Source organism: Pseudomonas sp. GNP014, assembly GCF_054344005.1.
This window is the reverse complement of sequence record NZ_JBTGUS010000001.1, coordinates 2,425,832-2,441,779: the sequence shown is the minus strand read 5'-3', so window position 1 is coordinate 2,441,779 and position 15,948 is coordinate 2,425,832. Positions and strand designations below refer to the sequence as shown.

Sequence of the window (15,948 nt, the reverse complement as noted above, 5' to 3'; positions counted from 1 at the left end):
ACTCTAATCTGGGTCAGGCAGCAAACCCGGGCAGCACTGGCACCGGCCGCTTGTCATCATCAATGGCGACAAAGCTGAACTGTCCGTGGATTGCCTTCTCGCGGCCATCACAGCTCATGCTCTCGACAAACACTTCCACCTCGACCTTGAGGCTCGTATTGCCGACTTTGATCACCCGTCCTACCAACTCGACGATGGAACCGGCCGGGATCGCGTGGTTGAAGTCGATGCGGTCGGTGGACACGGTCACCAGCGGCAACCGGCAGAAGCGCGTGGCGGTGATGAACGACACCTCATCCATCCAGGCGAGCGCCGTGCCGCCGAACAGGGTGTTGTGGTGGTTGGTGGTCGGCGGGAAGACAGCCTTGGTCACGCGGGTTACCGAGAGTTCGGTGCGGCGCTGGATTTCCTGGTCACGGGTGGTCATGGTTCTGGCCTGAAACAAAAAAGCTGTGGATAAATTACGGGCAACAAAAAAGCAGCCCGTAGGCTGCTTTTTTCTGCATCGGAAGCTGGACTTAAGCCAGTTTTTCCTTGATGCGAGCTGCTTTACCCGACAGGTCGCGCAGGTAGTACAGCTTGGCTTTACGTACGTCACCGCGACGTTTAACAGCCATGCTGTCGATCTGCGGGGAGTAGGTCTGGAAAGTACGTTCTACGCCAACACCGTTGGAGATTTTACGCACGGTGAACGCACTGTTCACGCCGCGGTTACGCTTGGCGATTACAACGCCTTCGAACGCTTGCAGACGGGAACGATCGCCTTCCTTCACTTTCACCTGAACGACAATGGTGTCGCCCGGGGCAAAGGTAGGGATTTCTTTGGTCATCTGCTCTGCTTCGAGTGCAAGGATGATTTTGTTGGTCATGCTGTGCTCCTAAGGTAAATCGTCGGATCTACCATCGATACGTTGTTAACTATCGTCCCGCTCGCGGATGTATTCCTCGAGCAGCTTCTTCTCTTCTCCAGAAAGCGAGCGGCTTTCCAGAAGATCGGCGCGTCGTTCATAGGTCCTACCAAGGGACTGCTGTAAACGCCAACGCCGGATATGCGCGTGATTGCCACTCAGCAACACGTCGGGAACACGCTGATCCGCATACACCTCAGGTCGGGTGTAGTGCGGGCAATCCAGCAGACCATCCGTAAAGGAATCTTCCTCAGCGGAATCCGCATGCCCTAAAGCTCCAGGCAGCAGTCGTGTAACCGCATCGATCAGGACCATGGCCGGCAGCTCGCCGCCAGACAGTACATAGTCGCCAATCGACCACTCTTCATCGACATGAGCCTCAATAAAGCGCTCGTCAATGCCTTCATAGCGGCCGGCAATCAGGATCAGTGCATCCGATTGTGCCAGCTCGCGTACCGCCGACTGAGTCAGTTGACGGCCTTGGGGGGACAGGTAAATCACCTTCGCCGCCTCCCCGGCTGCTGCCTTGGCCTGAACCAGAGCATCTTCCAGGGGCTTGATCTTCATCACCATGCCCGGACCACCGCCAAACGGGCGATCGTCCACAGTGTGATGCCGATCCGTCGTGTAATCTCGCGGATTCCAACAGGTCAGCTGCAAGAGCCCCTGTTTGACCGCACGACTGGTGATGCCGTAGTCGCCAATGGCGGAAAACATCTCGGGAAACAAACTGATCACTTCTACGCGCAAATTAGCCACGTTTAGAAGTCCGCATCCCAATCCACCTTCATCTCGCCCGCTGCGAGGTCGACAGCCAACACGCATTGCTCCGTATAGGGCAACAGGCGTTCACGATCATCCAGGCTGCCAGCGCAAGGCTTGACTACCATTACATCATTGGCGCCGGTTTCCAGAAGATGATCGATTTTCCCCAGCAATTGCCCGAGGGTGTCGATGACCTTCAGACCTTCCAGCTGGTACCAGTAGTACTCGCCTTCGGTCAATTCAGCGAACAGGTTGCGCGGCACGCAGATCTCATAACCGGCCAGAAGACGAGCTTCTTCACGATCATCGAGACCCTTGAGCTTTGCGACCAGGAACTTATCGCTCCCGCGTCCACTGACCAGCTCGACCTGTTTGACATTGCCTTCGCGCTTGAGCGTCCAGGTTTTGTACTGCAACAGGTTTTCAGTCGGATCAGTAAAGGAATAAACCTTCACTTCGCCGCGAACGCCGTGAACAGAATAAATTTTGCCAATAACGATCAAATCATCGGCAACAGCAGGCGTCGCGTTCATATTGCTCAGGCCGCAGCCTTGGCAGATTCCTTCAACAACTGAGCAACGCGCTCAGAAGGTTGTGCACCAACGCTCAGCCAGTAGGCAACGCGCTCTTGGTTCACGGACAGACGGACTTCCTGACCACGGGCAACAGGGTTGAAGAAACCAACCTGTTCTTTGTGGGAGCCGTCACGCGGGTTACGCGAGTCGGTTACGGTCAGGTGGTAAAACGGGCGCTTTTTGGAGCCGCCAAGGGCAAGACGGATTGTTAGCATGTGAACATCGTTCCTGTAGTCGGTGCTGCAAATCTAAATGCACAGCGGGCATGGGTGCCCGAAAGGCCGCATATTCTAAGGAATATCCGGACTTTTGCAAATGACTTTTTCCGGCGCCTATGGCATGCCGTGCAGATTTGCATAGAGAGCCGTCGATGAAAACGGCCAGTCAGCTCCCGCCGAGTGCGGGTTTGCTGTTGATCCTGCGTCCTTGCAGGGTCTGCGCCGGTGCGACGACCGGCGAAGTCTTAGTGTCCTGTCTCACCCATTTCACTCGCCATAAGCGAGCAGAATGGGTGAAACGGGGCACCTTACATTTTTGGCATGCCGCCGCCGGGCAACATACCGCCCATGCCGCGCATCATTTTTGCCATACCGCCTTTGGCGGTGAATTTCTTCATCATCTTCTGCATCTGCTTGTGCTGCTTGATCAAGCGGCCGATGTCCTGCACCTGGGTGCCGGAACCCATGGCGATCCGGCGTTTGCGCGAACCGCTGATCAGCTCAGGGTCACGGCGCTCGGCCGGGGTCATGGAATTGATGATGGCTTCCATCTGTTTGAACTGCTTCTCTGCAGCATTCTGGGCATTGCCCATCTGCGACAGGTTGACGCCGCCGATGCTCGGCAGTTTGTCCATGAGGCCGCCGAGACCGCCCATGTTCTTCATCTGTTGCAGCTGATCGCGGAAGTCTTCGAGGTCGAAGCCCTTGCCCTTCTTCAGCTTCTTGGCCAGCTTGTCGGCCTTGTCCTTGTCGAGCGTCGCTTCAGCCTGCTCGATCAGGCTGAGCACGTCGCCCATGCCGAGAATCCGCGAAGCGATACGCTCGGGGTGGAACGGATCGAGCGCTTCGCTCTTCTCGCCCATACCGATGAACTTGATCGGCTTGCCGGTGATGGCGCGCACCGACAGGGCGGCACCGCCACGGGCGTCGCCGTCGACCTTGGTCAGGATCACGCCGGTCAGCGGCAGCGCATCACCGAAGGCCTTCGCCGTGTTGGCGGCGTCCTGACCGGTCATGGCGTCGACCACGAACAGGGTTTCGACCGGGTTGATCGCGGCATGCAACGCCTTGATCTCGCCCATCATCTCTTCGTCGATGTGCAGGCGACCGGCGGTGTCGACGATGACCACGTCGATGAATTTCAGTTTGGCTTCTTTAATAGCCGCGCTGGCGATGTCGACCGGCTTCTGGCTCAGATCGGACGGGAAGAACGTCACGCCGATGTCGTTGGCCAGGGTTTCCAGCTGTTTAATAGCCGCAGGACGATAAACGTCCGCCGACACGACCATCACCGACTTCTTCTTGCGCTCTTTGAGGAAACGCGCGAGTTTGCCGGCGGTGGTGGTTTTACCGGCACCCTGCAGACCGGCCATCAGAATAACGGCTGGCGGCACGGCGCTCAGGTTCAAGTCTTCGTTGGCCGCGCCCATCAGGCTTTCGAGTTCGGCCTGGACGATTTTCACGAACGCCTGACCCGGCGTCAGGCTGCGCGACACCTCGGTGCCGACAGCGCGCTCCTTGACCGAATTGACGAAGTCCTTGACCACCGGCAGGGCGACGTCGGCTTCGAGCAACGCCATGCGCACTTCGCGCAGGGTGTCTTTGATGTTGTCCTCGGTCAGCTTCGCCTTGCCGGTGACATGGCGCAGCGTCTGCGAGAGACGGTCGGTTAAGTTTTCAAACATTGCGCGATCCTTTCAGGCCCTGTGTAGACCGGGATAATGGCGGCCCAGACCGGATTCAACTTGTGCTCGGCGAGCCTGCGGCGTGGGCAGGTCGCGGATTATAGCGAAGACTGCGGCCGGCGGACACCTCGCTGTCAGCTTCCTGAGTCTTTCGTGCCATGGCGGTTCTATGCCAAACTCAGCGCCTTTCGGGCTTGCCTAACAGGATTTATGCTCCCCTTGTCACCCAGTTTGCTGACCACCCTCGCCGCCGCCCTTCTATATGCCGCTGCGACCCTTTATCAGAGCACCCGTCTGGCCACCGGCGCCAAGGCGAACAAGCGCCTGCTCGTTAGCCTCGGCGTACTCGCCGTGGTCGCCCATAGCGCCAGCCTGCTCACGCACCTGCTGACCCCGATCGGCCTGGGCCTGGATTTCTTCAGTGCCTCCAGCCTGATTGCCGCGGCGGTGATTGCCCTGACCCTGCTCGCCTGCTCGCGCATACCGGTGGAAAACCTGCTGGTGCTGCTGTTCCCGCTGGGCGCGGTCACCGTGCTGCTGGCACAGTTCGCGCCGGCCGGCACCGTGCAGATCATTGATGAAGAGCCGGGCATCCTCGCGCACATTCTGTTGTCGATCCTCGCCTACGGCATGTTCACCATCGCGGTGTTTCAGGCCTTGTTGCTGCTGGTGCAAGATCACCAGCTCAAGCACAAGCACCCGTCCGGGCTGATCAAGAATTTCCCGCCGCTGCAAACCATGGAAAGCCTGCTGTTCGGCTTCCTCTGGGCTGGCTGGACGCTGCTGTCGCTGTCGCTGATTTCCGGCTGGCTGTTCGTCGAGAACCTGTTCGCCCAGCATCTGGTGCACAAGACCCTGCTGGCGTGCCTGGCCTGGGTGGTGTTCAGCGTGCTGTTGTGGGGCCGCAACCGTCTCGGCTGGCGTGGCCACAAGGCGATTCGCTGGACGCTCGCCGGTTTCTGCCTGCTGATGTTGGCGTACTTCGGCAGCAAACTGGTTCGTGAATACATCCTGCACATCTGACGGGCGGCATAAATGGACGGTTTGCCCATAGGGCCGATGCTTGCGGTATTTGTCCTGCTGGTTTTGTGGTCGGGGCTGTTTACCGCCGTCGAAATCGCGCAGCAACACCTGCTCGCGCAACGCGCCGCCTCGCGTGCCAGCGATAAGCCACTGGCGAAGCTGAGCTTCCCGCTCGACAGCTTGATCCTCTGCAACACCCTGTGCCGCGCCCTCGCGATGGTCATCGCCACATTGCTGGCAATTTTTCTCTGTGAAGAAAACGGCCCTTGGGCGGCGTGCCTCGGTGCCGGTGCCATCCTGCTGGTGTTTGCTGATTATTTCCCGCGTACGGTTGCCCAACGCTACCCCGATGCCGTGCTCGCCTTCGGCAATACCCTGCTGGGCGTTCCGCTGAAGATCGTTTATCCGTTCGCCTGGCTGTTCAGCCGCCTCAGCGGCCTGTTGATGACGCCGTTTGTGCGCAAGGCCCAGGTGGTGCAACAGAGTGAAGATGAAGCGCCTGCCGACCGTTATGACGATCCGGAACACCCGGTTCGGGCACACCCGGTTGCGGGTATTCATGCGCTGGACAACATCACGGTCAACGACATTCTGGTGCCACGCAGTGACGTCGACGGCATCAACCTCGACGACTCGATCGAAGAAATCATCGAACAGCTGCGGCATAACAAGCGCACGCGCCTGCCGGTGTTCCACAGCGACATCAATCAGGTCGAAGCGGTGCTCAATACCCGGCAGATCCGCCATTTGCTCAACGATGGCAGCCTGACCCGCGAAGCGCTGCTGGCCGCCAGTTATGAGCCGTACTTCGTGCCGGAAAGCACGCCACTGCAGCTGCAATTATTGAACTTCCACAAACAGCAGCGGCGCCTGGGCATGGTGGTGGACGAATACGGTGAAGTGCTGGGCATCGTCACCCTGGAAGACATTCTCGAAGAGATCGTCGGCGAATTCGAAAGCGAGCACAGCCTCGACAACCCGCACATTCATCCGCAGGCGGATGGGCGGATGGTGATCGACGGCACCGCGTCGATCCGTGAGCTGAACAAATGCCTGGGCTGGCATTTGCCGAGCGATGGACCGAAGACGCTGAATGGTCTGGTGACCGAGGCGTTGGAGACGATTCCCGAGAGCGCGGTTTGCTTGAAGATCGGACGTTATCGCCTGGAGATTCTCGAGACCGAAGAGAACCGGGTGAGCAAGGTGTTGATCTGGCATACGAGCCTGGTGCCGGCCAAGGTTTAAAGCTTTTTTGGCGAGGGCGCTTGCGACCTCGCCACAGAATCACTGGACTGCAGATTGCGGTGATTTTTTATCCCTCTTGTTTGATCGTTAGCCCGCTTCCTATAATCAAGCCGCTTACCCAAGCACCGCCAAACCTCGTGCTTACCCCGCACCCGAAAGGTTTCGGCCATTTCCTCTGCATTCCGGCGACTGTTCCTACCTGAAACAGCGACCGCGCCTCATCCCACATCCCTGGGTGCTCGACCATAATAATTCGCTCCAATGGAGCTCATGACTGTCAGGGATCACCGCATGACAACCAGCACCGCTTACAGCGCCACCACGCCTGCCCAACCGACCAACTCCGCCACCCGCGTGGCCACGGCGAGTTTTATCGGCACGGCCATCGAGTTCTATGACTTCTACGTTTACGCCACCGCTGCCGCACTGGTGATCGGGCCGGTGTTCTTTCCACAGACCTCCGGCACCGCGCAGATGCTCTCGGCGTTTCTCACGTTCGGCATCGCCTTCCTCGCCCGCCCCCTGGGCTCAGCGCTGTTCGGCCATTTCGGTGACCGTATCGGACGCAAATCGACGCTGGTCGCTTCTTTGCTGCTGATGGGTGTCTGTACGACGCTGATCGGCGTGCTGCCGGGTTACGCCAGCATCGGGGCCTGGGCGCCGATTCTGCTGTGCGTGCTGCGTTTCGGTCAGGGCCTGGGCCTGGGCGGCGAATGGGGTGGGGCGGCGCTGCTGGCGACGGAAAACGCACCGAAAGGCAAACGGGCGTGGTTCGGCATGTTCCCGCAGCTCGGCCCGTCGATTGGTTTCCTCGCCGCCAACGGCTTGTTTCTGACACTGGCCATGACCCTCAGCGATGAGCAATTCCGTAGTTGGGGCTGGCGGATTCCGTTTCTGCTCAGTGCGGCGCTGGTGATGGTCGGCCTGTACGTGCGCCTCAAGCTCCACGAAACCCCGGTGTTCGCCAACGCCATTGCCCGTCAGGAACGGGTGAAAGTGCCGCTGGTCGAGCTGTTCAGCCAGTATTGGGCGCCAACCCTGCTCGGTGCGGCGGCCATGGTGGTGTGCTACGCGCTGTTTTACATCTCGACCGTATTTTCCCTGAGCTACGGCGTGTCCACCCTCGGCTACAGCCGTGAGACGTTCCTAGGATTGCTGTGCTTTGCCGTGCTGTTCATGGCCGCAGCAACGCCGCTGTCCGCCTGGGCCAGCGACCGTTACGGGCGCAAACCGGTGCTGATCATTGGTGGCGTGCTGGCAATTCTTTCTGGCTTCCTGATGGAGCCGCTGCTGACTCAGGGCTCGACCTGGGGCGTGGCGCTGTTCCTGTGCATCGAGTTGTTCTTGATGGGCGTGACGTTTGCGCCAATGGGGGCGCTGTTGCCGGAGCTGTTTCCGACTCACGTGCGTTATACCGGCGCATCGGCCGCTTACAACCTGGGCGGAATCGTAGGCGCCTCGGCGGCACCGTTCTTCGCGCAGAAACTGGTGGCGATGGGCGGTTTGAGTTATGTCGGCGGGTATGTATCGGCGGCGGCAGTGCTTAGCCTGATAGCGGTGCTGTGCCTGAAGGAAACGCGTAGCAACGATCTGAATCAGGTTGCCTGACAGATCGCTATCGCGGGCAAGCCCGCTCCCATAGGGTTCTCAGTTGATCGCACATGTTGTGCACAACCAAAAAACCTGTGGGAGCGGGCTTGCCCGCGATAGACGCGCCTCGGTTTACAGCTCTACCACAACAGCCTGAGCAGCGCGGGTCGCCTTGGCTCGCGCAGCCTCGATCGACTCATCCCGCGCCAAGGCCACGCCCATGCGACGCTGACCATTGACCTCTGGCTTGCCGAACAGACGCAGCGCCGTATCCGGCTCGCTCAGCGCGGCACCGAGGTTGGCGAAGGCAGTCTGGGTCGACTGCCCTTCCACCAGAATCACCGCCGAAGCCGAAGGGCCGAACTGACGGATCAGCGGCACCGGCAGGCCGAGAATGGCGCGTGCGTGCAGCGCAAACTGCAACAGGTCCTGGGAAATCAGGGTCACCAGACCGGTGTCATGCGGGCGCGGCGAAACTTCGCTGAACCACACCTGATCGCCCTTGATGAACAACTCGACGCCGAACAGACCACGACCACCCAGTGCTTCGGTGACCGCTTTGGCAACGCGCTCGGACTCGGCCAGGGCAATCGGGCTCATCGCCTGCGGCTGCCAGGACTCCTGATAGTCGCCCTTCTCCTGACGGTGACCGACAGGTGCACAGAACGTGGTGCCCCCGATGTGGCGCACGGTCAGCAGGGTGATTTCGTAGTCGAAATCGATGAAGCCTTCAATGATCACCCGGCCCTTGCCGGCCCGGCCGCCTTCTTGCGCGTAATCCCAGGCTTTCTGCACATCATCGGCACTGCGCAGCAGGCTCTGGCCTTTGCCCGAAGAACTCATCACTGGCTTGACCACGCACGGGAAGCCCAGGTCCTCAACGGCTTTGCTGTAATCCTCGAAGGTGTCGGCAAAGTGGTACGGCGAGGTCGGCAGGTCCAGCTCTTCAGCGGCCAGACGACGGATACCTTCGCGGTTCATGGTCAGTTGCGCAGCGCGCGCGGTCGGGATCACGGTGAAGCCTTCGGCTTCCAGTTCGACCAAGGTGGCGGTGGCGATGGCTTCGATTTCCGGCACGATGAAGTGCGGCTTCTCGGCCTCGATCACGGCACGCAGAGCTGCGCCGTCGAGCATGTTGATCACGTGGCTGCGGTGGGCAACCTGCATGGCCGGCGCGTTGGCGTAACGGTCGACGGCAATCACTTCAACGCCCAGGCGTTGCAGCTCGATCACCACTTCCTTGCCCAACTCACCACAGCCACACAGCAATACGCGGGTCGCGGTCGGCGACAATGGAGTTCCGATACGGGTCATCTCAGGTCCTCAAAGAAGCGGATCATCGAGGAAAGCAACGCCAGACGCGCTTTCCATGGGGAGAAAGCGCGGCATTTTACATGAACCCGAGGGTTTGGCTTCAGCTGGCGACAGCCTGTTTGCGCTCGCGCCAGGCCATGATCAGCCAAACGGCGGTGACACCGGCGAACTTCGAGGCCAGCGCGGTGATGATCACCGGCGGAGTCATCAGGTCGATCATGCCGAAGAAGATGAAAGTATCGAGGGGAATGCTCAACGCCGAGCTGATCCACAAGCGATCGCGCAGCGGGCGTTTGGTGATGCTGAACACCAGCCAGTCGATGATTTCGGACACCGCGAACGCGGTGGCGCTGGCCAGGGCAATGGATGGATCGGACGTCACGTAAGACAGCACCAGCGCCGCCAGCATCGCCACGAGGGCGCCGTGGCCGAAACGGGCCTGCACCATGTCGCGCAACACGAACACCAGGCCACCCCAGGCCGACCAGATGATGTCCAGGTGCGGCGCGGTGGAGAAGGCGAAATTGATCAGCACGACGCTGCTGATGTAGGCGATGAGGAAAATCATGGGGGCGACCTGTCAGATTGGCGCACAGGTTACTTGACCGGCAAATCAAGAGCTACCCCCTCACCCCAGCCCTCTCCCCGAGGGGGCGAGGGGGAAAGGGAGCAGATCGGGGGCTTTTCAAACCTGAGTTCGACTCAATAGCTCAGGTCGGCGTATAGCGAAAGACACCTCGGTCAGTCCCTCTCCCCCTGGGAGAGGGTTAGGGTTAGGGCAACCACAAGCCGATCACGATTTCGAAGGGATCATCCACACCAACCCACTCGCCTTCGCCCGCTCATGACACAACCCCAGCACCACGCGGCGCTCGTCATTGGTCATGCGCCCCCAGCGAGTGATCTCCGCGACCGTACGTTGGCAGCCAGTACAAATGTCGTCCTCATCCAGCGCACAAATATTCACGCATGGCGAAGCGACGGGTCTTTCGGGTGTGTTCATTCTTCTTGCTCAACCAGATCACGCGCGTAACGCTGTGCATTGTGCACATAGTGTGCGGCGCTGGCTTCGAGCATCTTCTTCTGCGGCTCGGTCAGCTCACGCACCACCTTGCCCGGCGAGCCCATCACCAGCGAACCATCAGGGATTTCCTTGCCTTCGCCAATCAGCGAATTGGCGCCGATGATGCAGTTCTTGCCGATCTTTGCGCCGTTGAGAATCACCGCGTTAATGCCGATCAGGCTGTAATCGCCAACGGTGCAGCCATGCAGCATGGCGTTATGACCGATGGTCACGCCGGTGCCGATGGTCAGCGGAAAGCCCATGTCGGTGTGCATCACCGTGCCGTCCTGAACGTTACTGTTCTTGCCGATCAGGATCAGTTCGTTATCACCGCGCAGCACGGCGTTGAACCAGACATTGGCGCCCTCTTCCAGTCTGACCTTGCCCACCAGCACGGCATTGGGCGCGACCCAGCTCTGTGGATGAGTGTCGACACGGGCGTCGCCCAGGCGGTATTTCATCGTGTTTTTCCTCAGGGCCGGGCCATTCGAGCGATGGCTTCAGGGGTGTTTCACGTATTCAAAAATGTTTTGGGCGGTTGATGCAGGCTGATCCTGGCGTCATAGAGCAGGTTGATCAACTCGACGATCATGATCGCCGTCAGCCCCCAGATCTTGTACTCGCCAAACCGATAGCTCGGCACGTACCAGCTGCGCCCCTGGTAGTCGATGCGATGGGTGTGCTCGCGGGGATCTTTGCGGAAGAACTCGAGGGGGACAGTGAAAACGGCAGCAATCTCGGCGTCGTTGGCCAGGTACTCGACATAGTCGGGAATTACGCCGACATAGGGCGTGACCTTGATGCCATGCAAGGAGATCAGCGGGCTCAGGGGACCAATGACTTCGACCAGTCCGGGGGGCAGGCCGATTTCTTCTTCGGCTTCACGCAGGGCGGTAAAGATCAGGTCCGGGTCCTCCGGATCGCGGCGTCCACCGGGGAAGGCGACTTCGCCGCCATGGGTCGACAGCCCGCTGGCCCGCAGGGTCAGGACCAGTTCCGGCTCGTCACTGCGGGTGATCGGCACCAGCACGGCGGCCTCGGGGAAACGTTTATCGGTCTCCAGCGTGCGCGGTGTGTGGTTACTTACCCTATGCAGTAGCTCATCCAGCATGAGTGTTCTCGATCTGTGCCTTACCCTGCATCATGCACCAATCAATGCGCGTGCCCAAGCCCCCGAATCTCGCCATGTCGCGAAACGACAACTTGCCGACCGGCCTCGCTGCACGCCAAGATAGGCGCAGCATTCAGGAACCCGAGTATGAAATTTTGCAGCCAGTGCGGTAACCCGGTCACCCAGCGCATTCCCGAAGGCGATTCGCGGCTGCGATTTGTCTGTGACAGCTGTCAGACCATTCACTACCAGAACCCCAATATCGTCGCCGGGTGCGTACCGACCTGGGGCACGAAAGTGCTGCTCTGCCGCCGCGCCATCGAGCCGCGCCTCGGCTACTGGACGTTGCCGGCGGGTTTCATGGAAAACGGCGAGACCATCGAGCAGGCCGCCATCCGCGAAACCGCCGAGGAAGCCTGCGCCCGGGTACGCAACTTGAGTATCTACACCCTGATCGACGTGCCACACATCAGCCAGGTGCATGTGTTCTTTCGCGCCGAACTGGTGGATATGGACTTCGCCGCCGGCCCCGAGAGCCTCGAAGTGCAACTATTCGACGAAGCCGACATTCCCTGGGACGAGCTGGCTTTCCGCACGGTGGGGCGTACCTTAGAATGCTTCTTCGCTGATCGGCGCGCCGAAACCTACCCGGTTCGTTCCGAATCGATACCGCCGTTGACTCAGCCTGCGATCACCTGAGCTTCTATCAATAAAATATCTGCGTCACTCCCTGGGGAATTGTTTCAATGCGCTGGTTGTTTGCTCTGTTTTGCCTGTCGTTCGTCTCAGTCTCCCAAGCGTCTTTCGTGACCACCGTGACGCCGTCGAATAGCCCGATGATCGAAAAAATCCTGGTGCTCAAATCGGCGCATCAACTGCAGCTGATTGCCGACGGCAAGCCGATCAAGACCTATCGCATTTCCCTGGGCAAGGGCGCGAAGAAGGGGCCGAAGCTGATTGAAGGCGACAAACGCACCCCGGAAGGTTTCTATTGGATCGACTGGCGCAAGGTCAGCGAAAAATTCAACCTGGCGATGCACATCTCCTACCCCAACATCAGCGATTCGGCGCGCGCCCGGCGTGAAGGTGTCGAGCCTGGCGGGATGATCATGATCCACGGCACCCCGGATTCGGAAGAAACCCCCGAAGACCTGTTCCACACCCTGGACTGGACCGACGGCTGCATCGCCATGCGCAACATGGACATGCGCGAAGTCTGGGGCCTGGTGCCGGACGGTACGATGATCGAGATTCGCCCGTAACCAGCGACCGCTGGTCACCCACAAAAAAATAAATCAAAAGATCGCAGCCAGCGGCAGCGCCTACAGGGTTGATACCACTTCCCACTGTAGGCGCTACCGCAGACTGCGATTTTTTGCTTTTTGCACGCCACCTCTAATACCACTTCAAGACAACCCAGCCATAACCCGCCATTTCATTGGGGCACAGGTCAATTCCGTGCGTTGACATGGTATTCAAGTGGTATTAATTTCCGCCCCACAAGCGAGCCACAACAATCCAATACTCGCACCGGAAATGACCTGCATGAATGACCTCCAGGCCCTACGCCCGAATGACTCCCAGCCGACGCCGCTGTACCTGCAGCTGGCGCGCAATCTGGAAGCAGCGATCCATGCCGGGCAGTGGAAGGCCGAACAGGCGATGCCGTCAGAGCGCAACCTCAGCGAGCAGCTCGGTATCTCCCGGGTCACCGCCCGCAAGGCGCTGGAAGTGCTGCTCGATCAAGGTCTGATCCGCCGCCTGCAAGGTTCCGGCACCTTCATCACGCCGCGACTCGAACAGCCGCTGTCGCGCCTTTCGGGCTTCAGCGAAATGCTCCGCCTCAAGGGGTTTGTGCCCAGCTCGCAGTGGCTGGAGCGCGAAATCACCCTGCCGACCCACGAAGAACTGATCCGCCTGAGCCTGTCGCCGAACGACAAGGTGGCGCGCATGAAACGCCTGCGCAAGGCCGACGACACCGTGATGGCCATCGAAATGAGCACCCTGCCCGCCTCGATCATGCCCAAGCCGCAATTGGTCGGCGATTCGCTCTACGAATACCTCGACGGCATTGGCAAACCGATCGTCCGCGCCCTGCAGCACATTCAGGCGATCAACGCCTCGGACGAGTTCGCCGCCTTGGTCGGCATCGCACCCGGCACCGCCATGTTGTTGATGACCCGGGTCGGCTACCTCGAAGACAACACGCCGATCGAAGTCACCGACACCTATTGCCGCAACGACTACTACGACTTTGTTGCAGAGCTTCGTCGATAAAAAGCTTCGTAGATCAAGAGCTGCGCCGCTGAGAGCGGCCCAAAGCGAGAACCGAAATGTCCGAAGACAACATCCTCACCGCTCACGGCTGGGTTCGCGGCCGGCTGATCCACGAACACGGCAAAGTCGTGTCGATCGAAGGCGTGCCCTGCGATCCGGCCGACAATGACCTGCCCTATCTGTTGCCGGGTTTTATCGACCTGCACGTTCACGGCGGTGGCGGCAAAGACATCATGGAAGGTGCCAGTGCCTTCGAAACCATCACCCGCACCCACGTGCGCTTCGGCACCACTTCGCTGCTGGCCACCACCATGACTGCGCCGAGCGCGGAGATCTCCAGCGTCCTCAAGGATGTCGGAACATTCTGCGAACAACGTCCGAAAGGTGCCGCCCGCGTCCTCGGCGTACACCTCGAAGGCCCGTACATCAATCCGGGAAAACTCGGCGCGCAACCGAACTTCGCCCACACCGCATTGATGGCCGAAGTCGAGGAATACCTGGCGCTGGCGCCAATCCGGGTGATCACCATCGCCCCGGAAATCGCCGGCCACGACGGATTGATTCGTGAACTGAGCAGCCGCGGCATCCGCATGCAGATCGGCCACACCCTCGGCAGCTACGAGGAAGGCGTCGCCGCCCTCGATGCCGGCGCGACCAGTTTCACCCATTTGTATAACGCCATGAGCCCGCTGCATCACCGCGAGCCGGGGATCGTCGGCGCCGCATTGGCCCACGCCAAATTCGCCGAGCTGATCCCGGACTTGCTGCACGTTCACCCCGGCGCGATCCGCGTGGCCTTGCGTTCGATCCCGTGCCTGTACTGCGTCACCGATTCGACCGCTGCTGCCGGCATGCCCGACGGCGAATACAAGCTCGGCAGCCACACCGTGACCAAATGCCTGGGCGGCGTGCGCCTGCCCGACGGCACGCTGGCCGGCAGCACCCTGACCATGGATCAAGCGCTGCGCAACCTGGTGAAGATCGGTTTGCCGATCGCCGAGGCCTCGCAGCGCCTGTCGCAATTTCCCGCCGACTATCTCGGCATCACTGAACGCGGGCGCCTCGAACCAGGCGCCTGGGCCGACTGCGTGCGGCTGGATCGCTCACTCACACTGACCGCCGTCATGGTCGAAGGAGAAGACATTGACTTCAAAAATGCTTGAAGAGGCGCTGTCCTCGTTCGAGGCCGTGCAAGCCCAACTGCAACAGCTCGACCCACAGATGATCGAGATCGCCGGGCGCCTGCGTCGTCAGCCGCCGCAAGTGGCGATGACTGTCGCGCGCGGCAGCTCCGACCATGCGGCGAGCTACTTCGCCTACCTCACGATGCAGCAACTGGGTGTGCCGGTGGCGTCGTTGCCGATGTCGGTGGTGACCATGCAGCAGGCGCCACTGAAGGTCAGCGGTCAGGTCGCCTTCGCGTTTTCGCAATCGGGTCAGAGCCCGGATCTGGTCAACAGCCTGCGTCTGTTGCGCAAGCGTGGCGCACTGAGCGTGTCGATGGTCAACGCCGCCGATTCGCCACTGGAAGCGGCCTGTGAATTCAGCCTGCCGTTGCTCGCCGGTATCGAAAGCAGCGTCGCCGCGACCAAGAGTTTCATCGCCACCCTCAGCGCCAGCGCCCGGCTGATCGCGCACTGGAAAGAAGACCGCGAACTGCTCGAAGCCGGCAACGCTCTGCCCGAAGGCCTGCGCGAAGCGGCGCAACAGGACTGGAGCGTGGCCATCGACGCACTGCGCGACTGCGAACGACTGATGGTGATTGGCCGCGGCGCCGGTTTTGCCATCGCCCAGGAAGCCGCGCTGAAATTCAAGGAAACCTCGGCGATTCAGGCCGAAGCGTTCAGCAGCGCCGAAGTCCGTCACGGTCCGATGGCGCTGATCGACGAACACTACCCGCTGCTGGTCTTCGCTCCGCGCGGTGCCGAGCAGGCCGGTCTGATCAGTCTGGCGGCGGAAATGCGCCAGCGCGGCGCCCGTGTATTGCTCGCCGCGCCGGACGACGTCCTCGATCGCGACCTGACCCTGAGCCGCGCCGAACACCCGGCCCTCGATCCGATTCTGGCGATCCAGAGTTTCTACGTGATGGCCGCCGGCCTCGCCGTGGCCCGCGGCATGGACCCGGATCAGCCGCGCCATCTGAGCAAAGTGACCCGCACGCACTAAGTCCGAAT

The 15,948-nt window shown here is 60.3% G+C and carries 19 protein-coding genes; 8 read left to right on the top strand and 11 right to left on the bottom strand.

Going from position 1 to position 15,948, the window contains the following annotated elements; genetic code table 11:
• Positions 1-13: 13 nt before the first annotated feature.
• From ACXX9E_RS10855 to ffh, 6 genes are all read right to left on the bottom strand, one after another.
• Positions 14-427 carry an acyl-CoA thioesterase gene (locus ACXX9E_RS10855; RefSeq protein WP_041063151.1) on the bottom strand — a complete coding sequence of 138 codons (414 nt, stop codon included), beginning with the start codon at positions 425-427 and terminating at the stop codon, positions 14-16.
• Positions 428-518: 91 nt separating this feature from the next.
• Entirely contained in the window at positions 519-869 is a 351-nt protein-coding gene (gene rplS / locus ACXX9E_RS10850; RefSeq protein WP_003175895.1) for a 50S ribosomal protein L19, read from the bottom strand.
• 45 nt (positions 870-914) lie between these two features.
• Positions 915-1,667, bottom strand: a complete 753-nt coding sequence (trmD, locus tag ACXX9E_RS10845; RefSeq protein ID WP_090281920.1) for a tRNA (guanosine(37)-N1)-methyltransferase TrmD — start codon at positions 1,665-1,667, stop codon at positions 915-917.
• Between the two features lie 2 nt (positions 1,668-1,669).
• A complete protein-coding gene (gene rimM / locus ACXX9E_RS10840; protein WP_085688896.1) occupies positions 1,670-2,206 on the bottom strand; it encodes a ribosome maturation factor RimM in 537 nt (178 codons plus the stop codon).
• Positions 2,207-2,211: 5 nt separating this feature from the next.
• Entirely contained in the window at positions 2,212-2,463 is a 252-nt protein-coding gene (gene rpsP, locus ACXX9E_RS10835) for a 30S ribosomal protein S16 (RefSeq protein ID WP_003198088.1), read from the bottom strand.
• 311 nt (positions 2,464-2,774) lie between these two features.
• Positions 2,775-4,151: a signal recognition particle protein gene (ffh, locus tag ACXX9E_RS10830; protein WP_123464947.1), complete on the bottom strand. Its 1,377-nt coding sequence runs from the start codon at positions 4,149-4,151 to the stop codon at positions 2,775-2,777.
• Positions 4,152-4,361: 210 nt separating this feature from the next.
• Here ffh and ACXX9E_RS10825 point away from each other — a divergent pair, with 210 nt between their 5' ends.
• The 3 genes from ACXX9E_RS10825 (at position 4,362) to ACXX9E_RS10815 (ending at position 8,027) form a co-directional block, all read left to right on the top strand.
• Positions 4,362-5,174, top strand: coding sequence for a cytochrome C assembly family protein (locus tag ACXX9E_RS10825; protein WP_123464945.1), 813 nt, complete (start codon positions 4,362-4,364; stop codon positions 5,172-5,174).
• Between the two features lie 12 nt (positions 5,175-5,186).
• Positions 5,187-6,419 carry a transporter associated domain-containing protein gene (locus ACXX9E_RS10820; RefSeq protein ID WP_458555413.1) on the top strand — a complete coding sequence of 411 codons (1,233 nt, stop codon included), beginning with the start codon at positions 5,187-5,189 and terminating at the stop codon, positions 6,417-6,419.
• Positions 6,420-6,710: 291 nt separating this feature from the next.
• Positions 6,711-8,027: an MFS transporter gene (locus ACXX9E_RS10815; RefSeq protein ID WP_458555412.1), complete on the top strand. Its 1,317-nt coding sequence runs from the start codon at positions 6,711-6,713 to the stop codon at positions 8,025-8,027.
• A 114-nt stretch (positions 8,028-8,141) separates the two neighbouring features.
• Here the strand turns inward: ACXX9E_RS10815 and purT are convergent, their stop codons facing one another.
• The 5 genes from purT to ACXX9E_RS10790 form a co-directional block, all read right to left on the bottom strand.
• Entirely contained in the window at positions 8,142-9,323 is a 1,182-nt protein-coding gene (gene purT / locus ACXX9E_RS10810) for a formate-dependent phosphoribosylglycinamide formyltransferase (protein ID WP_458555411.1), read from the bottom strand.
• Positions 9,324-9,423: 100 nt separating this feature from the next.
• A complete protein-coding gene (locus ACXX9E_RS10805) occupies positions 9,424-9,891 on the bottom strand; it encodes a VUT family protein (RefSeq protein WP_128615564.1) in 468 nt (155 codons plus the stop codon).
• A gap of 225 nt (positions 9,892-10,116) precedes the next feature.
• Positions 10,117-10,326, bottom strand: a complete 210-nt coding sequence (locus ACXX9E_RS10800) for a DUF1289 domain-containing protein (protein WP_186745031.1) — start codon at positions 10,324-10,326, stop codon at positions 10,117-10,119.
• Positions 10,323-10,847, bottom strand: a complete 525-nt coding sequence (locus tag ACXX9E_RS10795; protein WP_186745029.1) for a gamma carbonic anhydrase family protein — start codon at positions 10,845-10,847, stop codon at positions 10,323-10,325. The genes ACXX9E_RS10800 and ACXX9E_RS10795 overlap by 4 nt, the downstream gene beginning before the upstream one ends.
• 50 nt (positions 10,848-10,897) lie before the next feature.
• Positions 10,898-11,497 carry a CoA pyrophosphatase gene (locus tag ACXX9E_RS10790; protein ID WP_123464930.1) on the bottom strand — a complete coding sequence of 200 codons (600 nt, stop codon included), beginning with the start codon at positions 11,495-11,497 and terminating at the stop codon, positions 10,898-10,900.
• A gap of 147 nt (positions 11,498-11,644) precedes the next feature.
• Between ACXX9E_RS10790 and ACXX9E_RS10785 the strand changes: the two genes are divergently transcribed.
• The 5 genes from ACXX9E_RS10785 to ACXX9E_RS10765 all read left to right on the top strand — a co-directional run bounded on the left by ACXX9E_RS10785 (position 11,645) and on the right by ACXX9E_RS10765 (position 15,940).
• Positions 11,645-12,196, top strand: coding sequence for an NUDIX hydrolase (locus tag ACXX9E_RS10785; RefSeq protein ID WP_123464928.1), 552 nt, complete (start codon positions 11,645-11,647; stop codon positions 12,194-12,196).
• Positions 12,197-12,243: 47 nt separating this feature from the next.
• The gene (locus ACXX9E_RS10780; RefSeq protein WP_123464926.1) at positions 12,244-12,759 is read left to right on the top strand and encodes a L,D-transpeptidase family protein; all 516 of its coding nucleotides are present in this window, start codon (positions 12,244-12,246) and stop codon (positions 12,757-12,759) included.
• 283 nt (positions 12,760-13,042) lie between these two features.
• A complete protein-coding gene (locus ACXX9E_RS10775; RefSeq protein ID WP_128615566.1) occupies positions 13,043-13,774 on the top strand; it encodes a GntR family transcriptional regulator in 732 nt (243 codons plus the stop codon).
• A gap of 56 nt (positions 13,775-13,830) precedes the next feature.
• Positions 13,831-14,937 (top strand): N-acetylglucosamine-6-phosphate deacetylase, encoded by a 1,107-nt coding sequence (nagA, locus tag ACXX9E_RS10770; RefSeq protein WP_123464922.1) that lies wholly within the window; start codon positions 13,831-13,833, stop codon positions 14,935-14,937.
• On the top strand, positions 14,930-15,940 hold the full coding sequence (locus ACXX9E_RS10765; RefSeq protein WP_222834430.1) for an SIS domain-containing protein: 1,011 nt from the start codon (positions 14,930-14,932) through the stop codon (positions 15,938-15,940). Before nagA ends, ACXX9E_RS10765 begins: the two co-directional genes overlap by 8 nt.
• The last annotated feature ends 8 nt before the right edge of the window (positions 15,941-15,948 follow it).

Excerpts from the sequence above, each read along its gene's own strand:
- ACXX9E_RS10855 (WP_041063151.1), bottom strand. The coding sequence starts at position 427 with ATGACCACCCGTGACCAGGAAATCCAGCGCCGCACCGAACTCTCGGTA.
- rplS (WP_003175895.1), bottom strand. The coding sequence starts at position 869 with ATGACCAACAAAATCATCCTTGCACTCGAAGCAGAGCAGATGACCAAA.
- rimM (WP_085688896.1), bottom strand. The coding sequence starts at position 2,206 with ATGAACGCGACGCCTGCTGTTGCCGATGATTTGATCGTTATTGGCAAA.
- rpsP (WP_003198088.1), bottom strand. The coding sequence starts at position 2,463 with ATGCTAACAATCCGTCTTGCCCTTGGCGGCTCCAAAAAGCGCCCGTTT.
- ffh (WP_123464947.1), bottom strand. The coding sequence starts at position 4,151 with ATGTTTGAAAACTTAACCGACCGTCTCTCGCAGACGCTGCGCCATGTC.
- ACXX9E_RS10825 (WP_123464945.1), top strand. The coding sequence starts at position 4,362 with ATGCTCCCCTTGTCACCCAGTTTGCTGACCACCCTCGCCGCCGCCCTT.
- ACXX9E_RS10820 (WP_458555413.1), top strand. The coding sequence starts at position 5,187 with ATGGACGGTTTGCCCATAGGGCCGATGCTTGCGGTATTTGTCCTGCTG.
- ACXX9E_RS10815 (WP_458555412.1), top strand. The coding sequence starts at position 6,711 with ATGACAACCAGCACCGCTTACAGCGCCACCACGCCTGCCCAACCGACC.
- purT (WP_458555411.1), bottom strand. The coding sequence starts at position 9,323 with ATGACCCGTATCGGAACTCCATTGTCGCCGACCGCGACCCGCGTATTG.
- ACXX9E_RS10805 (WP_128615564.1), bottom strand. The coding sequence starts at position 9,891 with ATGATTTTCCTCATCGCCTACATCAGCAGCGTCGTGCTGATCAATTTC.
- ACXX9E_RS10800 (WP_186745031.1), bottom strand. The coding sequence starts at position 10,326 with ATGAACACACCCGAAAGACCCGTCGCTTCGCCATGCGTGAATATTTGT.
- ACXX9E_RS10795 (WP_186745029.1), bottom strand. The coding sequence starts at position 10,847 with ATGAAATACCGCCTGGGCGACGCCCGTGTCGACACTCATCCACAGAGC.
- ACXX9E_RS10790 (WP_123464930.1), bottom strand. The coding sequence starts at position 11,497 with ATGCTGGATGAGCTACTGCATAGGGTAAGTAACCACACACCGCGCACG.
- ACXX9E_RS10785 (WP_123464928.1), top strand. The coding sequence starts at position 11,645 with ATGAAATTTTGCAGCCAGTGCGGTAACCCGGTCACCCAGCGCATTCCC.
- ACXX9E_RS10780 (WP_123464926.1), top strand. The coding sequence starts at position 12,244 with ATGCGCTGGTTGTTTGCTCTGTTTTGCCTGTCGTTCGTCTCAGTCTCC.
- ACXX9E_RS10775 (WP_128615566.1), top strand. The coding sequence starts at position 13,043 with ATGAATGACCTCCAGGCCCTACGCCCGAATGACTCCCAGCCGACGCCG.
- nagA (WP_123464922.1), top strand. The coding sequence starts at position 13,831 with ATGTCCGAAGACAACATCCTCACCGCTCACGGCTGGGTTCGCGGCCGG.
- ACXX9E_RS10765 (WP_222834430.1), top strand. The coding sequence starts at position 14,930 with ATGCTTGAAGAGGCGCTGTCCTCGTTCGAGGCCGTGCAAGCCCAACTG.